This is a genomic window from Pseudomonas sp. BO3-4, from assembly GCF_034044115.1.
In the GTDB taxonomy this organism is placed as follows: domain Bacteria; phylum Pseudomonadota; class Gammaproteobacteria; order Pseudomonadales; family Pseudomonadaceae; genus Aquipseudomonas; species Aquipseudomonas alloputida.
On record NZ_CP139018.1, the window covers coordinates 295063 to 314642 of the forward strand.

The following is a 19580-nucleotide window of genomic DNA, read 5'->3' on the forward strand; positions in this document are numbered from 1 at the left end:
GAGTCCTTTTAGTCCGTTAGTGAGTTCAGGCGGCAGAGTATAACGCTGTAGCGGTTACCCCTGCTTGTACGACTAGAGATGTAGAAAATTCCTACGCCTGCATCAGAGGGTACGGCTTTCGACAGCTTAATACTGAGCTTTTGCCGGGGACATGACCGATTCAGTTAGGCAAAAATGGACGATGGCAGATTGCTTTCATGCTGCTTGATGCTGCTACCCTTGCGCCGCTTCGCGAGCACCCTCCCTATAACAAGGATCAGATTCATGACCAGTACCGTCGCGACGGGAAGCTCGGCCAGTGAGCCAGGCTTCCTGTCGAAGGAACGCATAATCGCCCGCCCGGGCTTCAACCGCTGGCTGGTCCCGCCAGCTGCCTTGGCCATTCACCTGTGCATCGGTATGGCCTACGGCTTCTCGGTATTCTGGCTGCCCTTGTCGCAAGCCCTGGGGATCACCGCCCCCGTCGCCTGTGCGGCAGACATGGGCTTCATGGCCCGTATGTTCAGCGCCGAATGCGACTGGCCAATCTCGATGCTGAGCTGGATCTACACCCTGTTCTTCGTCTTCCTCGGTTGCTCGGCGGCGGTGCTGGGCGGCTGGCTGGAGCACGCCGGCCCGCGCAAGGCTGGCCTGGTGTCGGCCTTGTGCTGGTGCGGTGGCATGCTGCTTTCGGCGATAGGTGTGAAAACCCATCAATTGTGGCTGATGTGGCTTGGCTCCGGCGTGATTGGCGGTATCGGCCTGGGCCTGGGCTACATCTCACCCGTGTCGACCTTGATCAAGTGGTTCCCGGACAAACGTGGCATGGCCACCGGTATGGCGATCATGGGCTTCGGCGGCGGGGCCATGGTCGGGGCGCCGCTGGCCACCGCGCTTATGGGGCATTTTGGCAATGAGCACGAAGTTGGCGTATGGCAGAGCTTTGTCGCCATGGCGGCGATCTACTTTGTGTTCATGACCGCTGGCGCCCTGGCGTATCGCGTACCACCGACCGGCTGGAAGCCTGAAGGCTGGGCTGCGCCGTTGAAGAATGCCAGTAACGCCATGGTCACCGACCGCCACGTGCACGTCAGTGTGGCCTGGAAGACCCCGCAGTTCGCGCTGATCTGGCTGGTGCTGTGCCTGAACGTGTCGGCGGGCATCGGCATTTTGGGCATGGCGTCACCGCTGCTGCAGGAAGTGTTCGCCGGTAAATTACTGGGCAACGAACTGACCTTCAGCCAGCTGAGCACTGCGCAGTTGGCGCAGATTGCCGCGATCGCCGCCGGCTTTACCGGCCTGCTGAGCCTGTTCAACATTGGCGGCCGGTTCTTCTGGGCATCGTTCTCCGACTACATCGGCCGCAAGAACACCTATTTTGCCTTCTTCGCCTTGGGCGTGGGCTTGTACAGCCTGGTGCCGAACATGGGGCACCTGGGCAACGTGGCGCTTTTCGTGGCAGCGTTCTGCATCATCCTGTCGATGTATGGCGGTGGTTTTGCAACGGTGCCGGCCTACCTGGCCGACCTGTTCGGCACGCAGATGGTGGGTGCCATCCATGGCCGCCTGCTGACCGCCTGGGCGGCAGCGGGGGTGCTGGGGCCGGTGCTGATCACCTACCTGCGCGAGTATCAACTGGCAGCGGGCGTGGAGCGGGCGGCGGCTTATGACATGACCTTGTACATTCTCGCGGGTCTGCTGGTGCTGGGCTTTATCTGCAACATGCTGGTGCGCCCGGTGGCCGACAAGCACTTCATGAGTGATGCCGAACTGGCGGCCGAGCGTGCGTTGAGCCATGACAAGGGCGCCGATGGGGCGCGGTCGCTGGAGTGGAAGGCGGCGCCAGGCAGCCTGCCACTGGTGCTGCTGGCCTGGGCGGTGGTGGTTGTGCCGTTGGCCTGGGGTGTTTGGGTGACACTGCAGAAGACTGCTGTCCTGTTCCATTGATGTAACTGCATGGGTGCGCTTTGCGCCCCTTTCGCGACGCAAGGCCGCTCCCACAGGGACCGCGTACGCTTCAGGGTTGCGCGGTCCCTGTGGGAGCGGCCTTGTGTCGCGATGGGCTGCAAAGCAGCCCCCATTACGCAGTTGTATAGACCTGTAGCAGCATCCAGCCAGCGTAAAACCTGGCTTTGCCATATGTCATCCGCGTTTCAAGCTGGCGCGTTCTGGGCCTATAATGAAACCCTTTTCGCCCAATGATTTTGCGGAGCTGGTGATGGTCGAACGTAAGGCTTCCGTCGAGCGCAATACCCTGGAAACCCAGGTCAAGTGCTCGATCAACCTCGATGGCAGTGGCAAGGCCCGATTCGATATCGGTGTGCCTTTCCTTGAACACATGCTGGACCAGATTGCCCGCCATGGGCTGATCGATCTGGATATCGAGTGCAAGGGTGACACGCATATCGACGATCACCATACCGTCGAAGACGTCGGCATCACCCTGGGCATGGCATTCGCCCAAGCTATCGGTGACAAGAAAGGTATCTTCCGCTACGGCCACGCCTACGTGCCGCTGGACGAAGCGCTGTCACGCGTGGTCATCGACTTCTCTGGCCGCCCAGGCCTGCAGATGCACGTGCCGTATACCCGTGCAAGCGTTGGCGGCTTCGATGTCGACCTGTTCCAGGAGTTTTTCCAGGGCTTCGTCAACCACGCCCTGGTAACCCTGCACATCGACAACCTGCGTGGCCACAACACCCACCACCAGATCGAAACCGTATTCAAGGCTTTCGGCCGTGCCCTGCGCATGGCCATCACCCTCGACGAGCGTATGGCCGGGCAGATGCCTTCCACCAAAGGGTGCCTGTAAATGCAAACGGTAGCCGTAATCGACTATGGCATGGGTAACCTGCACTCGGTGGCCAAGGCGCTTGAGCACGTAGGTGCCGGTAAAGTGCTGGTGACCAGCGATGCCTCAGTGATCCGCGAGGCCGACCGTGTGGTGTTCCCGGGCGTGGGCGCGATTCGCGACTGCATGGCCGAAATCCGCCGCCTGGGCTTCGACAGCCTGGTGCGCGAAGTCAGCCAGGACCGCCCGTTCCTCGGCATCTGCGTCGGTATGCAGGCGCTGCTCGAGCACAGTGAGGAAAACAACGGCGTCGACTGCATTGGCCTGTTCCCTGGCCAGGTGCGCTTTTTCGGCAAAGACCTGCAAGAAGAGGGCGAGCACCTGAAGGTGCCGCACATGGGCTGGAACGAAGTCAGCCAGACCATCGACCACCCGCTGTGGCACGACATCCCTGACCGCGCACGTTTCTACTTCGTGCACAGCTACTACATCAATGCCGGCAAGCCGGGCCAAGTGGTGGGACGCGGTCACTATGGCGTCGACTTCGCCGCAGCGCTGGCCGACGGTTCGCGTTTTGCCGTGCAGTTCCACCCGGAGAAGAGCCATACCCATGGCCTGCAGCTGCTGCAGAACTTCATCGCCTGGGACGGGCGCTGGTAAATGAGCAGGTCGAAGACCAAGGCCCCGACCATCACCCTGGCCCCCGAGCAGGAGCGCGAAGCGCTCGATACCTTGAAGCGTTTTCTCGAAGACCGCTTCGAGCTGCAGTTGGGGTCGTTCGAGGTGGCCGAGGTCCTCGAGCTGTTCAGCAAAGAGATTGCACCCCATTACTACAACAGGGCGATTGCCGATGTTCAGCTGCACCTCAAGGAGCGGTTCGAGAGCATCGAAAGCGACCTGTGGGCACTCGAGAAGCCCTGAAACCCAACAAATAGACAGGTTCCCAAGATGCTGATTATCCCCGCTATCGATCTGAAGGACGGTGCTTGCGTGCGCCTGCGCCAGGGCCGCATGGAAGACTCTACGGTATTTTCCGACGACCCGGTGAGCATGGCCGCCAAGTGGGTCGAGGGTGGCTGCCGCCGCCTGCACCTGGTCGACCTCAACGGCGCCTTCGAAGGCCAGCCGGTCAATGGTGAAGTGGTTACCGCCATCGCCAAGCGCTACCCGAACCTGCCGATCCAGATCGGCGGCGGTATCCGTTCGCTGGAAACCATCGAACACTACGTCAAGGCTGGCGTCAGCTACGTGATCATTGGCACCAAGGCCGTCAAGCAGCCCGAGTTCGTCGCTGAAGCGTGCAAAGCCTTCCCGGGCAAGGTCATCGTCGGCCTGGACGCCAAGGACGGTTTCGTCGCCACCGACGGTTGGGCCGAAGTGAGCTCGGTGCAGGTCATCGACCTGGCCAAGCGTTTCGAGGCCGATGGCGTCTCGGCGATCGTCTACACCGACATCGCAAAGGACGGCATGATGCAGGGCTGCAATGTGCCCTTCACCAAGGCACTGGCTGAAGCCACCCGTATCCCGGTGATCGCCTCGGGCGGCATTCACAACCTGGGCGACATCAAGGCGCTGCTGGACGCCAAGGCCCCGGGCATCATCGGCGCCATCACCGGCCGTGCCATCTACGAAGGCACCCTGGATGTTGCTGAGGCCCAGGCCTTCTGTGACAACTACCAAGGCTGAGGACTGAACCATGGCACTGGCCAAGCGCATTATCCCTTGCCTGGACGTGGACAACGGCCGGGTGGTCAAGGGCGTCAAGTTCGAGAACATCCGTGATGCCGGCGACCCGGTGGAAATCGCCCGTCGCTACGACGAGCAAGGTGCTGACGAAATCACCTTTCTCGACATCACCGCCAGCGTCGATGGCCGCGACACCACTTTGCATACCGTCGAGCGCATGGCCAGCCAGGTGTTCATCCCGCTGACGGTAGGGGGTGGCGTGCGGACCGTGCAGGACATCCGCAACCTGCTCAACGCCGGTGCCGACAAGGTCTCGATCAACACCGCCGCGGTGTTCAACCCAGAGTTTGTTGGCGAGGCGGCGGACCGTTTCGGTTCGCAGTGCATCGTTGTCGCCATCGATGCCAAGAAAGTGTCCGGGCCAGGTGAAGCGCCGCGCTGGGAGATTTTCACTCACGGCGGGCGCAAACCGACCGGGCTGGATGCAGTCGAGTGGGCGAAGAAGATGGAAGGCCTGGGCGCTGGCGAGATCCTGCTGACCAGCATGGACCAGGACGGCATGAAGAACGGCTTCGACCTGGGCGTTACCCGCGCTATCAGTGATGCGCTGGGGATTCCGGTGATTGCCTCGGGGGGTGTGGGTAACCTGCAGCACTTGGCTGACGGCATTCTGGAAGGGCATGCCAGCGCGGTGCTGGCGGCCAGCATCTTCCACTTTGGCGAGTACACAGTGCCTGAAGCCAAGGCTTACATGGCTTCGCGCGGGATCGTCGTTCGCTGATCCATTGATCGGGGCTGCTTTGCAGCCCTTCGCGGGCACGCCCGTTCCCACAGAGATCTCAGCAAACCTGGACTGCCCCCAAGAGTTGGATTGGTGTCCAACTTCTTGGGGGCAGTCCACAAACCTGTGGGAGCGGGCGTGCCCGCGAAAGGGCCGCGAAGCGGCCCCAATTGCCTCAACCGTGGTTCTTGCCGAGCAGCGCGTGGTAAAGCTCGGTATCCCCGAGTATCCCCACCACCCTGTCGTTATCCTGCAGCACCAGCTTGTTGCCGGTTTGATAACGAATCTGCAGTGCCTCACGCATGCCGATGTCAGCGTGCACCACGGTCGGTCTGCGCTCCAGCAGCTCCACATCTTGCCCCGGTGCCCATCTCTGCATATCCAGCCCGTTCTGGCCCTGGCGTGCACGCTTGAGCGCGCCGCCTTCGCCAAGGTCCAGCCACGAATCGATACCTGGGTCCAGGCACACCGAGCCATTGACCCGTTTGCAGTTGTCCAGGCTGCGCATCAGGCTGCGCCCGCACAGCACGTTCAGCGGGTTGGTATGGGCGACGAAGGTGCGCACGTATTCGTCGGCCGGGTTCAGCACGATCTCCTCCGGCTTGCTGTACTGGATGATCCGCCCGTCCTTCATGATCGCGATCCGGGTACCCAGTTTCAGCGCCTCGTCCAGGTCGTGGCTGACGAACACGATGGTTTTGCTCAACTTGGCCTGCAGGCCAAGCAGCTCATCTTGCAGGCCCTGGCGGATCAGTGGATCCAGTGCCGAGAACGGTTCGTCCATCAGCAAGATGTCGGCATCCATCGCCAGCGCCCGGGCCAGGCCCACGCGCTGCTGCATGCCGCCAGACAGCTCATCCGGCTTCTTGTTGCGCCACTGGGTCAGGCCCACCAGCTCAAGCTTCTCGTCGACCAGCTTGCGCCGTTCCTTTTCCGGGCGACCCTGCATTTCCAGGCCAAAGCTGATGTTCTCGCGCACCGTCAGCCAAGGCATCAGGGCAAACTTCTGGAACACCATGGCAATGCGCTTGGTGCGCATCATCTTCAGCTCGGCCGCGGAGCAGTTGGCAATGTCGATGTGCTTGCCTTCGTGCTCGACGAACAACTTGCCACGGCTGACAGTGTTGAGGCCGTTGATGCAGCGCAGCAGGCTCGACTTGCCCGAGCCAGACAAGCCCATCAGCACGCAGATCTCGCCTTTGTTGATATCGAGGTTGGCCTTTTCGACACCCACCACCAGGCCGGTCTGCTTGAGGATCTGCTCGCGGGTCTGGCCTTGGTCCAGCAGCGCCAGTGCCTCGCGCGGCTTGTTGGAGAAGATGACGTCGACGTCTTCGAAACGAATGATACTCATGCCTCACCCCTTACCGGCAGTTCCGGTTGCTTGCAGATACGGTCGAGCATGATTGCCAGCAGCACGATCGCCAGGCCCGCTTCGAAGCCCAGGGAGATATCGGCGGTGTTCAGTGCGTTGACCACAGGTTTGCCCAGGCCGTCAGCGCCAACCAGGGCGGCAATCACCACCATCGACAGCGACAGCATGATGCATTGAGTGACACCGGCGGCGATGCTTGGCATCGCGTGCGGCAGTTCGATACGGGTAAGCAGTTGACGACGCGAGCAGCCAAAGGCCTTGCCGGCGTCCATCAACTCTTGTGGCACGTCGCAGATGCCCAGGTAGGTCAGGCGAATGGGCGCGGCGATGGCGAACACCACGGTGGAAATCAGCCCCGGCACCACGCCCAGGCCGAACAGGGTCAGGGTAGGGATCAGGTAGACGAATGTGGGCACCGTCTGCATCAGGTCGAGCACCGGGCGCATGGCGGTATAGAACATCGGCTTGTGCGCGGCGAGGATGCCCAGTGGCACGCCGATCACCACACATACCACCGTGGCGAAGGTGACCTGCGCCAGGGTTTCCATGGTTTCCTGCCAGTATCCCAGGTTGAGGATCAGCAGGAACGACAGGGCGACAAATGCGGTCAGGGCCCACTTGCGCTGGATGAAGTGCGCCAGGGCGGCGAACAGGGCGATAAGCACGAACGGGTTGAAGAAAGTCAGGGCGCTGGTGACGCCATGGATCATGAACTCCAGGCCTTGCGCGATGGCGTCGAAGTAATTCGCGCCGTTCTGGGTCAGCCATTCGACGAACGACGCGATGTACTGGCCCAGAGGTATTTTCTGATCGATAAGCATGATAGCGAGCTTCCACCTGCATAGATTGAAATCAACCCGGGGCAGGCACGGTCCTGCCCCGAGGTAGCGCTACTGCGTAGTTCGTTATTGCGTAAGCTTGGCCTTGACCGCCTCCAGGCCAGGCTTGCCATCAACGGTGGTAACGCCGGCCAGCCAGGCATCCAGCTTGCCTGGGTTGTCCTTGATCCATTTCTTGGCGGCGGCCTCGGGTTTCATCTTGTCGTCCAGGACATAGCCCATCATGGTGCTTTCATCCTTGAGCTCGAACGACAGGTTCTTAAGCAGTTGGCCAACGTTGCTGCATTCCTGCGTGTATCCTTTGCGGGTGTTTGTCAGCACGGTCGCCTTGCCGAAGTCGGGGCCGAAGAAGTCGTCCCCGCCGGTCAGGTACTGCATCTTGAAGCGGGTGTTCATCGGGTGTGGCTCCCAGCCCAGGAACACCAATGCCTCGCCGCGTTTCTGCGCGCGGTCAACTTGCGACAGCATGCCCGCCTCGCTGGACTGCACGATCTTGAAACCGGCGTCCTTCAAGCCAAAGGCGTTCTTGTCGATCATGCTCTGGATGGTGCGGTTACCGTCGTTACCCGGTTCGATGCCGTAGATCTTGCCGTCCAGTTCCTTCTTGAACTTGGGTATGTCGCTGAAATCCTTCAGGCCCTTGTCGTACAGCGCCTGGGGGACTGCCAGGGTGTACTTGGCGTTCTCCAGGTTGGCGCGCACGGTTTCTACCGTGCCGGCGTCGCGGTACTGCTTGATGTCGTTCTCCATGGTCGGCATCCAGTTGCCGAGAAACACGTCCAGGTCCTTGCCGGTGGCCAGCGACTTGTAGGTCACCGGTACCGAGATCATGGTGGTGTGGGTCTTGTAACCCAGTGCTTCGAGCACAACGCTGGTGGTCGCGGTCGTGACTGTGATGTCGGTCCAGCCGACATCGGAGAAGCGTACAGTCTGACATTGCTCGGGTTCGGCTGCTTGGGCCAGCAATGGCGCGGACAGCAACGCAACCAGTAACAGCGAGGGTGAACCTTTCATGGATGGACTCCTGAGATATTGTCTTCGGGTTCGCGTGGGTCGCCGGGCTTTCTGAGGGTCCGGTCGACCAGGCCTGCAGAGGGCAGGATGCGTGGCCGTGCTTTACGAGTCGCTTTCGATAATCCTCCAGCGCCGGGCAATCGCCTACTGGTTGGGTCGTATCCAGTACGGAACGGGTCGTATCCAGTATGGGCGATGTCGCTTATGGATTTTTCCACCCCCTCGCGCGCATTTTTGCGTCACCAGGCCGCTGGAAAACGGCGCGGTGGGCGCAGTTTCTGGTTGAGAACAGCGCGGCGCTGCTGGACAAAAGTACGTCGGTTGCAGACGGCGAGGTGGGCGGTAAAAGCCCGATGATGCTGGCATTCAAGGCGGCCCGCTGTTTGAGCCTAGCAGCTACCCCGCCCTGCGCATGGCGCGCAGAGACAAGCCCAGCAAGAGGTGATTCGACAATGGCCATCAGCGTGTTCGACCTGTTCAAGATCGGTGTCGGGCCCTCCAGCTCCCACACCGTCGGCCCCATGCGTGCTGGCGCCCTGTTCGTTCAGGGCCTGCGCGAACGCGGTGAGCTGGAGCGTGTAAAACGGATCGAAGTGCGCCTGTATGGCTCGCTGTCGGCCACCGGTATTGGTCATGGCACCGACAACGCCACCATCATGGGCCTGATGGGCGAGTGGCCGGACGCCATTGACCCGACCCAGATCGTGCCGCGTATCGCTGACCTGCGCGAAACCAACACCCTGCAGCTGGATAGCCGCTTGCCTGTCGAGTTCGTCTGGGCCCGCGACATGCTGCTGCTGGACGAGAACCTGCCGTATCACCCTAACGCCATGACCCTGATTGCCGAAGGCGAGCAGGGTGAGTTGCACCGCGACACCTATTACTCGGTGGGCGGCGGCTTTGTGGTCGATGCAGCCCAAGCCGCCAGCGGTGTGCTGGATGCTGACCAGACAGTGTTGCCGTACGACTTCAACAGCGCCGCTGAACTGCTGCGCCTGTGCAAGCAAAACGACCTCAGCGTGTCGCAATTGATGATGGCCAACGAGAAGGTCTGGCGCAGCGAGGAAGACATCCGCGCTGGCCTGCACAAGCTCTGGGAAGCCATGCAGGAATGCGTCAACAACGGCCTCAAGTACGAGGGCACGCTACCCGGCGGGCTGAACGTGCGCCGCCGTGCCGCCAAGCTGCACCGCAGCCTGCAGGAAATCGGCAAGCCCAACGTGATCGGCTCGACCATGAGTGCCATGGAATGGGTCAACCTGTTCGCCTTGGCGGTCAATGAAGAAAACGCCGCCGGCGGGCGCATGGTGACCGCGCCTACCAACGGCGCGGCAGGCATCATCCCGGCGGTGCTGCATTACTACATGCGATTCAGCGATGCGGTGGATGAGTCCAGCGTTGTCGATTACTTCCTGGCTGCCGCCGCTGTGGGCATCCTGTGCAAGAAGAACGCTTCGATCTCCGGTGCCGAAGTGGGTTGCCAGGGGGAAGTCGGCTCGGCCTGCGCGATGGCCGCAGCGGGGCTTGCCGAAGTGCTCGGCGCCACCCCGCCACAGGTTGAGAACGCCGCTGAAATTGCCCTGGAACACAACCTCGGCCTGACCTGCGACCCGGTTGGCGGGTTGGTGCAAGTGCCCTGCATCGAGCGCAACGCGATTGCTGCGGTGAAGGCCATCAACGCGGTGCAGATGGCGTTGCGCGGCGATGGTGAGCACTTCATTTCCCTCGACCAGGTAATCCGCACCATGCGCGATACCGGGGCCGATATGCACGACAAGTACAAAGAGACCTCGCGCGGCGGCCTGGCGGTCAGCGCTATCGAGTGCTGATTTCCTGAACTGACCTTCTGGGCCTCTTCGCGGGCAAGCCCGCTCCTACAGGAACTGTGCAATCCCTGTAGGAGCGGGCTTGCCCGCGAAGAGGCCCTTGAGGCTGATGCAGGTGCAACACAACCGCCAATGCCTCTTTATGGTGCGGCGCCACGCTACCGATCGTCGGATGTCGCGATCAGTGTGAGGGTTGTCGGTGACACTTAAAGGTGTCGCTTCTGGGAAACCCACGCGGCGCGTGTCACTAAACTGCTCAACCGTTACAGGCAACGCGCTAGCTCGCCTGTTCTGGACGACTGGCCAACACGATGCAAGCACTTGAATTGCCCCATAAAGGCGTCGTTTTCAGGTTTTTTTGGATGGCCGTTCAAGTTTAGGCACGGCGTTTGCGTTGAGATTGGCAAGCCTACCCCCGGAAAATGACCGAGGGGTCATAACAAGAAGTAAGTGCCCGCCTGAGGCACACCCTGCATTTGTGTGAGGAGAAATCGCGATGACGTCGTACACCTCCGGGAATCCAACCCAGAACCGCACAGCACCCCAGTCCATCGGGTTTCTTCTATTGGACAATTTCACCCTGATTTCCCTGGCATCGGCGGTCGAGCCGCTGCGCATGGCCAACCAGCTGTCTGGTCGTGAGCTGTATCGCTGGCACACGCTGACCATCGATGGCGGCCAGGTGTGGGCCAGCGATGGTCTGCAAATCACACCGGATGCTGCCATCAGCAATGCTCCGCCTATCGACACCGTGATTGTCTGTGGTGGTGTTGGCATCCAGCGTTCCGTCACCCGTGAACACGTCACCTGGCTGCAAGCCCAGGCCCGTCAGTCGCGCAGGCTGGGCGCCGTGTGCACCGGCAGTTGGGCACTGGCCTGCGCTGGCCTGCTCGACGGCTTCGATTGCAGCGTGCACTGGGAATGCCTGGCCGCGATGCAGGAAGCCTTCCCGCGGGTGAACATGAGTACCCGCCTGTTCACCCTTGACCGCAACCGCTTCACCAGCTCCGGTGGCACCGCGCCGCTGGACATGATGCTGCACCTGATCAGCCGTGATCACGGCCGCGAGTTGTCGGCGGCGATCTCCGAGATGTTCGTCTACGAGCGTATTCGCAACGAGCAGGACCACCAGCGTGTGCCGCTCAAGCACATGCTTGGCACCAACCAGCCGAAGTTGCAGGAAATCGTCGCGTTGATGGAGGCCAATCTGGAGGAACCGATCGACCTGGACGAACTGGCGGTCTATGTGGCGGTTTCGCGGCGTCAGCTGGAGCGCCTGTTCCAGAAGTACCTGCACTGCTCACCTTCGCGCTACTACCTGAAGTTGCGCCTGATCCGTGCGCGGCAGTTGCTGAAGCAGACGCCGATGTCGATCATCGAAGTGGCATCGGTGTGCGGCTTCGTGTCGACCCCGCACTTCTCCAAGTGCTATCGCGAGTACTTTGGCATTCCGCCGCGTGACGAGCGCGTGGGCTCCAACACCGCGCAGCAGGTGGCCATGATGCCGATTCCTCAGGCCATGACCCTGTCGCCGCACAGCGGGCCGATGGCGGCCCTGAGCCAGGCACGCAACGAGTCGACATTTGCCAGTGTAAGGCTCTGATACCGAGTCGACTTTTTCGCGGGACAAGCCCACTCCCACAGGTCACCCGCTGAACTGAGTCAGCGGTGACCTGTGGGAGTGGGCTTGTCCCGCGAAGGGGTCGGTCCTGGGTAAAAGAATTACGCGCGTTTGTTGAACTGCGCCAATGCCGGCAACAGTTGCTTGTCGATGGCCTGGCGCACTGCCGGCAGGATCGTCGCACTGCCGGTGTACATCTGCTCCACCATCCCCTTCAGCGCCCGCGCATTGGGCTCGGTCAGCCCACGAACCACCGCTTCACACGCCTGTTCGGCGCTGGCCCCGGCCGGAATATCGAAACCGCGCGCGCGCAAATGGCCGGCGAGGTCGTCCTGATCAATCAAATCCGCATGCATCATGGCTGTTGTCCCTTTTATCGCTAAGAGAGTGCTGCTGTGATTTACGACCGATTCTGTGACGTGTGCGACAGCCTCGCAAGGACAGAATGCCGCCATGGCTGCTTTGGCTAAGAACAGGTCGTTTACGACTAAATCCCCTGCCAGGCAAGCACGCACACTGAGGCCATTCACGGTACAGAGGGTTTGGTCACCCTCGCTCACACGCAGTGGATGTTGCTCGCTCTTGGCCCCGGTAGCTCACGGCTTCCCGGGGTTATTTTTTTGCAACTGTTATTTATGTCAGTTGTTGGGGATCGATGCCCATGGTCCAGTAAGGCTCCGATATCTGGAGCATGAACATGAACCGGGAACAATTGAAATTCTGCTTGCTAGGTGCTGTGTTTCTATTTGGAGGATGCACAGCTTCGGACCCTACAAACCATCTCGACAGTTCGGCGGATACGCTGTTTCAGATCAAGCCAGACCAGAACCGCGCCGCCCTTGAGAGGCAGTCGGGTACTGACCAGTATTTGAAGCTTTTGTTGAATGTGGCAGAAGACGCTGAAGTTAAAGAAGTGCAGGTCAAGCCGGGGCTTGTATCGAAAGATACGGCGATGCTATCAATGCCGCTGACTGACGGCCGAACGGTGAGTTTCAAGTTGTCAAGAAGCGATAATGTTGCTTCGGGAATGGTAGGGTGGGTTGGCGATATGCCTTCCAATCGCAGACAACTCTACCCCTCACCTGCGGAAATCGATATGGATCCACTCAACTGGGTTTCGTTGGTGAGCGACGGCAACCTGGTCGTTGGGGATATCCGGGTGGAGGGGCAGCTCTACCGATTAACGACGGTTGGCAAAGGCCAGCAAGTTTTGGTCAAGGTTGATGAATCAAAATTACCACCAGAAGCAGCGCCGATAGCTGTTCCTGTGCAAGCGCAGGCAAAAACCAAGTCACTCAGTACGTCTCAGTCGCCAAAAAGCACTATTAGGGTGCTATTCGTTACAACGCAGCAGTCGAGGGCCACGTTTCCGAATTACAAGCTCGAATTGGCTCAGGCGTTACAGAACGCCAACCAATACTTGATCAATAGTAAAGTCGATGCCGTGTACGAGCTGTCTGATATTTACGATTCTGACTACGACGAGACAGGCAAGTCTCCACAGACACAGCTCAGCGATATGAAAGCTGATAAACCATTCGGGGCGAAAATTCATATCGAACGTGAAAAGGGGCGCGCCGATCTGGTTTCGATGCTTGCCACGTATAGTATTTACTGCGGTATAGCGAACATGCCAGCGTACAGGGAGACGGCTTTCTCTTCCATTAGTTGTTTTGGTTCGTTAGGCCACGAATTAGGGCATAACATGGGGGCTATGCATAGTGACGAGTCTCCCGATCAGGGCGTATTCCCTTACGCTCATGGCTACAAGCATACAGCACCAAATTTCCATACGCAGATGCGGACGTCGCATGGCGCCATACCGTATTTTTCCAACCCACGGTTGCAGTATCAAGGGGTTCCTATGGGTACGGTAGATAAAAATGATGTGGCGCGGACTTTCAATGAAAATCGAGACACTGTTGCCAATTTTTATCCGGACCCTGCTCATCGCGTTCGTTTGTGGTTGTACGGGGCGAACCGGGGTTGCTTCATTGATTTGAAGCCGGGTGAACAAGCCCTGCTCTCATGGTTTACGGAATGCAAGGATAATGATGTCAATCCCGTAAGGGTAGAGGTAAAGGACTTCTACAGTGGTTCGACCCCGAGAAAATTATGCTTCGCCAATATTTTTTACACGGTAAATAGCTGCTATACGGGAAGTAACTTTTCTGGGGATTTCGTCATAACGAGTGTACATACTGGCGGTGGTAAACCAGAAGGGTTCAAGTTTACAAGAAGACTGATAGGGCCAGTCTATAGGGTGTCATACGAGTGATCGTTATGATTGTCCACTTCTACGCTGTCTGATTGTTGCGAGTGAAGGCGCCAAGGTGCTTCGTATCTATGGAGACCTTGGCGCCGGTTCTCTGGCTCTTCAAGCAGAAAATTTTATCGTACGCCCCATATATTGCGGCGCCTGCGCCCCCTCCTGTTGCTCTACCAATTGATTCAATCGGCAAACAGTCGTGTGCCCAAAAGGCGCTGACTTCGGACCCGCAAGGTCCACGTGCAGTAACATCTGCTCGCTTGCCGCCAGCACCTCGTCGAACCCTGCCCGGTGCAGGCTGTGATACACGTGAAGACGCTTGCGATCAAAGCCGATGATCTGCGTCTGCACCCACACCTCGGTGCCCAGCTTCACCTCGTGCAGATAATTAATATGCGCCTCCAGCGTGAACAGTGAATTACCGCTTTGCCCGCGGCTGTCGGCGTCCAGGCCAATGCGCTCCATCAGGGCATCGGTCGCGTAGCTGAAAATCAGCAGGTAGAAGGCATCCCGCAGGTGGCCGTTGTAATCGACCCAGTCCTCCTGGACCGGGGTGCGGTAGGTGATCAGAGCAGGCATCTTGGTCTCCTTAATCGCTGAACGACATGCCGTGGCTGGCCTTGCTGGACTTCACCGCTTCCAGTACCGCCAGCAGGGTGTCGTCACGGTAGCGCTCCAGTGCAGCGATGCTGCGCTCGCCCTGTTGCTCGGAAGTGCCGCTCACCACATCGTCGATCAGCTTGTCGGTCAGTTCCGGTGCTGGCAGGTACGTCCAGGGCAGCTTCAGGGCAGGGCCGAACTGTGACATGAAGTGGCGCATGCCGGCATCGCCACCGGCCAGGGTATAGGTAAGGAATGTGCCCATGAACGACCAGCGCAAGCCTGCGCCGAAGCGGATCGCGTCGTCGATTTCGCCCGTGGTGGCAACGCCGTCGTTGACCAGGTGCAAGGCCTCGCGCCAGAGCGCTTCTAGCAGGCGGTCGGCGATGAAGCCTGGCACTTCCTTGCGCACATGCAGTGGGCGCATGCCGAGTGCGGTGTAGATGGTTTTGGCAGCTTCAATAGCCTCGGGTGAGGTGCGGCTACCGCCGACGATCTCCACCAGCGGCAGCAGGTACACCGGGTTGAACGGGTGGCCGACAACGCAGCGTTCAGGGTGAGTCGACGACTCGTAGAACTCGCTGGGTAACAGGCCCGAAGTGCTTGAGCCGATGATTGCATCAGGCTTGGCTGCGGCGCTGATTTTGGCGTGCAGGTCGAGCTTGAGGTCCAGGCGCTCTGGTGCGCTTTCCTGGATGAAATCGGCGTTGCGCACGCATTCCTCGATGGTTGCCACGAACTTCAGGCGGTCTTGCGATGCGCCAGGGGCCAGGCCTTGTTTTTCCAGTGCCGGCCAGGCGTTGGCGACACGTTTGCGCAGTGCCTGTTCGGCGCCGGGCGCCGGGTCCCAGGCCACCACATCCAGGCCATGGGCCAGGGCGCGGGCGACCCAGCCGCTGCCGATCACGCCGCTACCCAGGGCGGCGAAGGTCTTGATTTCAGTGATAAAGGGCATAGCTAGTCCTCAGGGTAAAACACAGTCATCAGGGTTCATGGCTAACCCTGTGGGAGCGGGCATGCCCGCGAACACCGGCGCGGCCGGTGCCATCCATCGCGTTGCCTGCTTCGCGGGCACGCCCGCTCCCACCGGGTCTTCGGCGCATTTGCGATCGTTGAATCAGCGGCGCTTGAGGTTCATTTTTTCCCGGCCTTCTGCCGGGCTGAGCACGCGGCCACCCATGCGGGTGATGATCTCGCTTGCGCGTTCCACCAGTTGGCCATTGCTGGCCAGCACGCCACGGTCCAGATACAAGTTGTCTTCCAGGCCCACCCGCACATTGCCGCCGAGCAACACGGCCTGGGCGGCCATGGGCATCTGCATGCGGCCGATGCCGAAGCCGGCCCAGGTGACGTTGGCAGGCAGGTTGTCGACCATGGCCTTCATGGTGGTGGTGTCGGCCGGTGCGCCCCACGGGATGCCCAGGCACAGCTGGAACAACGGGTCTTCGAGCAGGCCTTCCTTCATCATTTGCTTGGCGAACCACAGGTGGCCGGTGTCGAAGATTTCCAGCTCGGCCTTCACCCCCAGTTCGGTAATGCGCTTGGCGCCGGCGCGCAGTTGGGCCGGGGTGGACACGTAGATCGAGTTGCCATCGCCGAAGTTGAGGGTGCCGCAGTCGAGGGTGCAGATTTCCGGCAACAGTGCTTCGACATGGGCCAGGCGCTCCAGCGGGCCGATCAGGTCGGTGCCCGGGCCGAACGCCAGCGGCGTTTCACCCGGGCCGATTTCCAGGTCGCCGCCCATGCCGGCGGTGAGGTTGACGATGATGTCCACGTCAGCTTCGCGGATACGCTCCATGACTTCGCGATAGAGGTTTACATCACGGCTGAAACGGCCGGTCTGCGGGTCGCGGACGTGGCAGTGGACCACGGTGGCGCCGGCCTTGGCGGCCTCTACGGCGGATTCGGCGATCTGTTTGGGGGTGACCGGGACCAGGTGGCTTTTCGAGGCGGTGTCGCCGGCGCCGGTCAGGGCGCAGGTGATGATGACGTCGTGGTTCATGGTGCAGTTCCTTGTGATGTCGGTGTTGGCTTTTTCGCGGGCATGCCCGCTCCCACAGGATCAATGTGATCCCGAGTGTGGCGCTGTACCTGTGGGAGCGGGCGTGCCCGCGAAAGGGCCCTGTCAGTTGGCGGTAAGCTTGAGGTTGTCCGCGGCCGGCTTGCCATCGAAGGTGGTCACACCCTCAAGCCAGCGCGCCTTGTCCTCGGGGTGGTCCTTGAGCCACTGGCGGGCCGATTCCAGCGCGTCCTTGTGGTCGAGCAGTGGCTGCATCATGCGACTCTCGTCCTCGGCGCTGAACTTCAGGTTGGCCAGCAGGCGGTGGGCATTGGGGCAGCGTTCGGCATAGTCCGGCGCCGTCACCGTCCACACCGTCGCGCGGCCTTCGTCAGGGCCGAGTGCATCCTGGCTGTCACCCAGGTAGGCCATGTCGATGTTCACGTTCATCGGGTGTGGCGCCCAGCCGAAGAACACCACGGCCTCCTTGCGCCGCACCGCGCGGTCGACGGCGGCGAGCATGCCGGCCTCGCTGGACTCGACCAGCTGGAATTTGCCCAGGTCGAACTGGTTCTTGGTGATCATCGCTTTGATCTGCGTATTGGCGCCGGAACCCGGTTCGATGCCATAGATCTTGCCGCCCAGCTCTTTCTCGAACTTGTGGATGTCGGCGAACGTCTTCAGGCCCTTGTCGTAGAGGTATTTCGGCACGGCCAAGGTGGCGCGCGCGTCCTCCAGGCTTGGCTTGTCCAGCACCTTGACCTGGTTGGCATCGACGAACGGGGTAATGGTCTGGGTCATGATCGGGTTCCAGTAACCCAGGAACATGTCCAGGCGTTTGTCGCGTATGCCGGCGAAGATGATCTGTTGCGAGGCACTGGTCTGTTTGGTCTGGTACCCCAGGCCGTCGAGCAGTACCTGGGCCATGGCGCTGGTGGCAATGACGTCGGTCCAGTTGACCACGCCAAGGCGCACGTTTTTGCAGGCGGCGGGCTCGGCGGCGAAAAGCGGGGTGGCAACGATGCTGCTCAGGGCAAGGGACAACAGGCTGCGGCGGATCAAGCTGTGCATGGTGGCTCTCCATCGGCAGTGCATATTGTTATTGAGGGCGGCCTCTGCGGACCGTGTGAATACGCTACGCTGGCGCTACCTTGCCCAAGCGCACGCTAGCGACAGGAATTAGCACCGGGGCGACCAGTTTCTGTGGAGGAGGGGATGATGGAGACGATTGCCTTTCTGTTGGTGCCCGGCTTTTCTGCCATGGGGTTCATTTCGGCAGTGGAGCCCCTGCGGGTGGCCAATCGTTTTGGTGGGCAGTTGTACCGGTGGCAGGTGCTTAGCCTGGACGGTGAGGCGGTGCTGGCGAGCAATGGCATGTCGATCAATGCCGATGCCGCCCTGGGGGAAGGAGAGCCGGCCAACATCCTGCTGGTGGTTGCGGGCTTTGAGCCACTGGCCAATGTCGCACCCAAACTGCTGCATGCGCTGCGCCGGCTCAACCACGAAGCTGTCATGCTCGGTGGCATCGACACGGGCGCAATGGTGCTGGCCGAGGCAGGGCTGCTCGAGGGCTACCGGGCGACATTGCATTGGGAGGCGCTTGAGGCATTCAAGGAACGCTATCCAGGCCTTCAAACCACCCAGGAGCTGTTCGAGATTGACCGCAGCCGTATCACCTGTGCCGGCGGAACCGCCTCGATCGATTTGATGCTGCACCTGATTGCCCAGTCTCACGGCAGCGAACTGGCGGTCAAGGTGTCGGAGCAGTTCGTGCTGGGTCGTATCCGTCAGCGCCAGGACCACCAGCGCATGCAGATCGGTGCGCGTTATGGCATCAGCAACAAGAAGCTGGTCCATGCCATTGGCGAAATGGAAAAACACATCGAGCCACCGTTGAGTACGCTGGAACTGGCTGCCGCGATCAAGGTGACACGGCGTCAACTGGAGCGTTTGTTTCGCATGCACCTTGATGCAACCCCGAGCGGTTTCTATCTCGGGTTACGGCTGGACAAGGCGCGCCAGCTGTTGGCCCAGACCGACATGTCGGTGACTGAAGTCAGCCTTGCGTGCGGGTTTGAACTGCCATCCTATTTCACGCGGCGCTACAAGCTGAGGTTTGGACGGTGCCCGCGGGAGGAGCGACGGCCCAGCGGTACAAAATGAGCTTCAATCCAGTTCACGCTCGAGGATGGCCCTTAGCTTTTCGCGATTCCTTGTTTGCAGATCTTTGCGAAGCGGGGCGAAATCCGCTGCATTGAAGCGTGCACCCAGGTGGTCAAATATCAGGTTCAACTTTCTGGTGGGCTCGACCGGGTCGGTAACGCAATAGGCATAAAACAGGATCGCAACCGGGACCTGGTCCCCTTCATGGTCCATTTCGATACTGAGATGTGAAGAGGCGTTCATGACGGTGAAGGTACGCGTACCGGCCGACTGCAGAGCGGCTTGAACATTTTCTTCTAGGCTCTTGAACCAAGGTCCTTTCTCGCGGGGCGGGGGTAGATAGCCACTGTAAACATCGCTTAATGCAAGCAAGTGCGGCTCATACACGATGGTTTTATGAGTGTGTTCGAACAGGGTGAATTTCAATGATTGCAAGGTGGCGAGAGCGACAGTGAACCATTGCTGAGGCTGGGTCTCCATCGAGAATTTTTCATTGGCCACTGCTTGTGAATAACGCAGGCATAGCTGCAAGTTTTCCCATGTCTCAAGTGTCAGCCAGGGCGCAGGCTTGATGCTTAGCCGCTCCTCGAATACACGGGTATCCAGGTTCGTATCGCCCATGTGGCATTGCTCCTTG

General features: G+C 60.2%; 19 protein-coding genes. 10 read left to right on the forward strand and 9 right to left on the reverse strand.

Features of this window, described 5'->3' with window-relative positions:
- Positions 1–264 precede the first annotated feature (264 nt).
- The 6 genes from REH59_RS01315 to hisF all read left to right on the forward strand — a co-directional run bounded on the left by REH59_RS01315 (position 265) and on the right by hisF (position 5237).
- Positions 265–1926, forward strand: a complete 1662-nt coding sequence (locus tag REH59_RS01315; protein WP_014860392.1) for an OFA family MFS transporter — start codon at positions 265–267, stop codon at positions 1924–1926.
- Between the two features lie 271 nt (positions 1927–2197).
- A complete protein-coding gene (hisB, locus tag REH59_RS01320; protein WP_003255736.1) occupies positions 2198–2791 on the forward strand; it encodes an imidazoleglycerol-phosphate dehydratase HisB in 594 nt (197 codons plus the stop codon).
- Positions 2792–3430 (forward strand): imidazole glycerol phosphate synthase subunit HisH, encoded by a 639-nt coding sequence (hisH, locus tag REH59_RS01325; RefSeq protein ID WP_003255735.1) that lies wholly within the window; start codon positions 2792–2794, stop codon positions 3428–3430.
- Positions 3431–3691: a DUF2164 domain-containing protein gene (locus REH59_RS01330; protein ID WP_003255734.1), complete on the forward strand. Its 261-nt coding sequence runs from the start codon at positions 3431–3433 to the stop codon at positions 3689–3691. It begins immediately after the preceding gene.
- Positions 3692–3718: 27 nt separating this feature from the next.
- Positions 3719–4456 (forward strand): 1-(5-phosphoribosyl)-5-[(5-phosphoribosylamino)methylideneamino]imidazole-4-carboxamide isomerase, encoded by a 738-nt coding sequence (gene hisA / locus REH59_RS01335; protein ID WP_003255731.1) that lies wholly within the window; start codon positions 3719–3721, stop codon positions 4454–4456.
- 10 nt (positions 4457–4466) lie between these two features.
- Positions 4467–5237, forward strand: coding sequence for an imidazole glycerol phosphate synthase subunit HisF (gene hisF / locus REH59_RS01340; RefSeq protein WP_003255729.1), 771 nt, complete (start codon positions 4467–4469; stop codon positions 5235–5237).
- A 175-nt stretch (positions 5238–5412) separates the two neighbouring features.
- Here hisF and choV read toward each other — a convergent pair whose 3' ends face one another.
- From choV to REH59_RS01355, 3 genes are all read right to left on the reverse strand, one after another.
- Complete coding sequence (choV, locus tag REH59_RS01345) at positions 5413–6591, reverse strand: choline ABC transporter ATP-binding protein (protein ID WP_003255727.1); 1179 nt, start codon at positions 6589–6591, stop codon at positions 5413–5415.
- Positions 6588–7436 carry a choline ABC transporter permease subunit gene (gene choW, locus REH59_RS01350; RefSeq protein WP_172830946.1) on the reverse strand — a complete coding sequence of 283 codons (849 nt, stop codon included), beginning with the start codon at positions 7434–7436 and terminating at the stop codon, positions 6588–6590. The genes choV and choW overlap by 4 nt, the downstream gene beginning before the upstream one ends.
- 81 nt (positions 7437–7517) lie before the next feature.
- On the reverse strand, positions 7518–8465 hold the full coding sequence (locus REH59_RS01355) for a choline ABC transporter substrate-binding protein (RefSeq protein ID WP_010951661.1): 948 nt from the start codon (positions 8463–8465) through the stop codon (positions 7518–7520).
- Between the two features lie 452 nt (positions 8466–8917).
- Here REH59_RS01355 and REH59_RS01360 point away from each other — a divergent pair, with 452 nt between their 5' ends.
- Together REH59_RS01360 and REH59_RS01365 are read left to right on the forward strand one after the other, a co-directional pair.
- A complete protein-coding gene (locus REH59_RS01360; protein WP_003255722.1) occupies positions 8918–10294 on the forward strand; it encodes an L-serine ammonia-lyase in 1377 nt (458 codons plus the stop codon).
- 493 nt (positions 10295–10787) lie between these two features.
- Positions 10788–11894, forward strand: coding sequence for a GlxA family transcriptional regulator (locus REH59_RS01365; protein ID WP_003255719.1), 1107 nt, complete (start codon positions 10788–10790; stop codon positions 11892–11894).
- 119 nt (positions 11895–12013) lie between these two features.
- Here REH59_RS01365 and REH59_RS01370 read toward each other — a convergent pair whose 3' ends face one another.
- Complete coding sequence (locus REH59_RS01370; protein WP_003255717.1) at positions 12014–12271, reverse strand: hypothetical protein; 258 nt, start codon at positions 12269–12271, stop codon at positions 12014–12016.
- A gap of 338 nt (positions 12272–12609) precedes the next feature.
- Between REH59_RS01370 and REH59_RS01375 the strand changes: the two genes are divergently transcribed.
- Positions 12610–14190 (forward strand): zinc-dependent metalloprotease family protein, encoded by a 1581-nt coding sequence (locus tag REH59_RS01375; protein WP_014860393.1) that lies wholly within the window; start codon positions 12610–12612, stop codon positions 14188–14190.
- Positions 14191–14289: 99 nt separating this feature from the next.
- Here the strand turns inward: REH59_RS01375 and REH59_RS01380 are convergent, their stop codons facing one another.
- From REH59_RS01380 to choX, 4 genes are all read right to left on the reverse strand, one after another.
- A complete protein-coding gene (locus tag REH59_RS01380) occupies positions 14290–14760 on the reverse strand; it encodes a thioesterase family protein (RefSeq protein ID WP_014860394.1) in 471 nt (156 codons plus the stop codon).
- A 10-nt stretch (positions 14761–14770) separates the two neighbouring features.
- A complete protein-coding gene (locus REH59_RS01385) occupies positions 14771–15736 on the reverse strand; it encodes an L-carnitine dehydrogenase (protein WP_014755071.1) in 966 nt (321 codons plus the stop codon).
- A 162-nt stretch (positions 15737–15898) separates the two neighbouring features.
- Positions 15899–16783, reverse strand: coding sequence for a 3-keto-5-aminohexanoate cleavage protein (locus tag REH59_RS01390; protein WP_003255710.1), 885 nt, complete (start codon positions 16781–16783; stop codon positions 15899–15901).
- A gap of 123 nt (positions 16784–16906) precedes the next feature.
- Positions 16907–17851, reverse strand: coding sequence for a choline ABC transporter substrate-binding protein (choX, locus tag REH59_RS01395; protein WP_003255708.1), 945 nt, complete (start codon positions 17849–17851; stop codon positions 16907–16909).
- Between the two features lie 144 nt (positions 17852–17995).
- Here choX and REH59_RS01400 point away from each other — a divergent pair, with 144 nt between their 5' ends.
- Positions 17996–18943 (forward strand): GlxA family transcriptional regulator, encoded by a 948-nt coding sequence (locus tag REH59_RS01400; RefSeq protein ID WP_128573673.1) that lies wholly within the window; start codon positions 17996–17998, stop codon positions 18941–18943.
- 3 nt (positions 18944–18946) lie between these two features.
- On the opposite strand, the gene REH59_RS01405 is transcribed toward REH59_RS01400, so the two are convergent.
- The gene (locus tag REH59_RS01405) at positions 18947–19564 is read right to left on the reverse strand and encodes a hypothetical protein (RefSeq protein ID WP_014860396.1); all 618 of its coding nucleotides are present in this window, start codon (positions 19562–19564) and stop codon (positions 18947–18949) included.
- Between the last annotated feature and the right edge of the window lie 16 nt (positions 19565–19580).

Coding starts and splice junctions, on each gene's coding strand:
- REH59_RS01315 (WP_014860392.1), top strand. CDS start 265: ATGACCAGTACCGTCGCGACGGGAAGCTCGGCCAGTGAGCCAGGCTTC.
- hisB (WP_003255736.1), top strand. CDS start 2,198: ATGGTCGAACGTAAGGCTTCCGTCGAGCGCAATACCCTGGAAACCCAG.
- hisH (WP_003255735.1), top strand. CDS start 2,792: ATGCAAACGGTAGCCGTAATCGACTATGGCATGGGTAACCTGCACTCG.
- REH59_RS01330 (WP_003255734.1), top strand. CDS start 3,431: ATGAGCAGGTCGAAGACCAAGGCCCCGACCATCACCCTGGCCCCCGAG.
- hisA (WP_003255731.1), top strand. CDS start 3,719: ATGCTGATTATCCCCGCTATCGATCTGAAGGACGGTGCTTGCGTGCGC.
- hisF (WP_003255729.1), top strand. CDS start 4,467: ATGGCACTGGCCAAGCGCATTATCCCTTGCCTGGACGTGGACAACGGC.
- choV (WP_003255727.1), bottom strand. CDS start 6,591: ATGAGTATCATTCGTTTCGAAGACGTCGACGTCATCTTCTCCAACAAG.
- REH59_RS01355 (WP_010951661.1), bottom strand. CDS start 8,465: ATGAAAGGTTCACCCTCGCTGTTACTGGTTGCGTTGCTGTCCGCGCCA.
- REH59_RS01360 (WP_003255722.1), top strand. CDS start 8,918: ATGGCCATCAGCGTGTTCGACCTGTTCAAGATCGGTGTCGGGCCCTCC.
- REH59_RS01365 (WP_003255719.1), top strand. CDS start 10,788: ATGACGTCGTACACCTCCGGGAATCCAACCCAGAACCGCACAGCACCC.
- REH59_RS01370 (WP_003255717.1), bottom strand. CDS start 12,271: ATGATGCATGCGGATTTGATTGATCAGGACGACCTCGCCGGCCATTTG.
- REH59_RS01375 (WP_014860393.1), top strand. CDS start 12,610: ATGAACCGGGAACAATTGAAATTCTGCTTGCTAGGTGCTGTGTTTCTA.
- REH59_RS01380 (WP_014860394.1), bottom strand. CDS start 14,760: ATGCCTGCTCTGATCACCTACCGCACCCCGGTCCAGGAGGACTGGGTC.
- REH59_RS01385 (WP_014755071.1), bottom strand. CDS start 15,736: ATGCCCTTTATCACTGAAATCAAGACCTTCGCCGCCCTGGGTAGCGGC.
- REH59_RS01390 (WP_003255710.1), bottom strand. CDS start 16,783: ATGAACCACGACGTCATCATCACCTGCGCCCTGACCGGCGCCGGCGAC.
- choX (WP_003255708.1), bottom strand. CDS start 17,851: ATGCACAGCTTGATCCGCCGCAGCCTGTTGTCCCTTGCCCTGAGCAGC.
- REH59_RS01400 (WP_128573673.1), top strand. CDS start 17,996: ATGATGGAGACGATTGCCTTTCTGTTGGTGCCCGGCTTTTCTGCCATG.
- REH59_RS01405 (WP_014860396.1), bottom strand. CDS start 19,564: ATGGGCGATACGAACCTGGATACCCGTGTATTCGAGGAGCGGCTAAGC.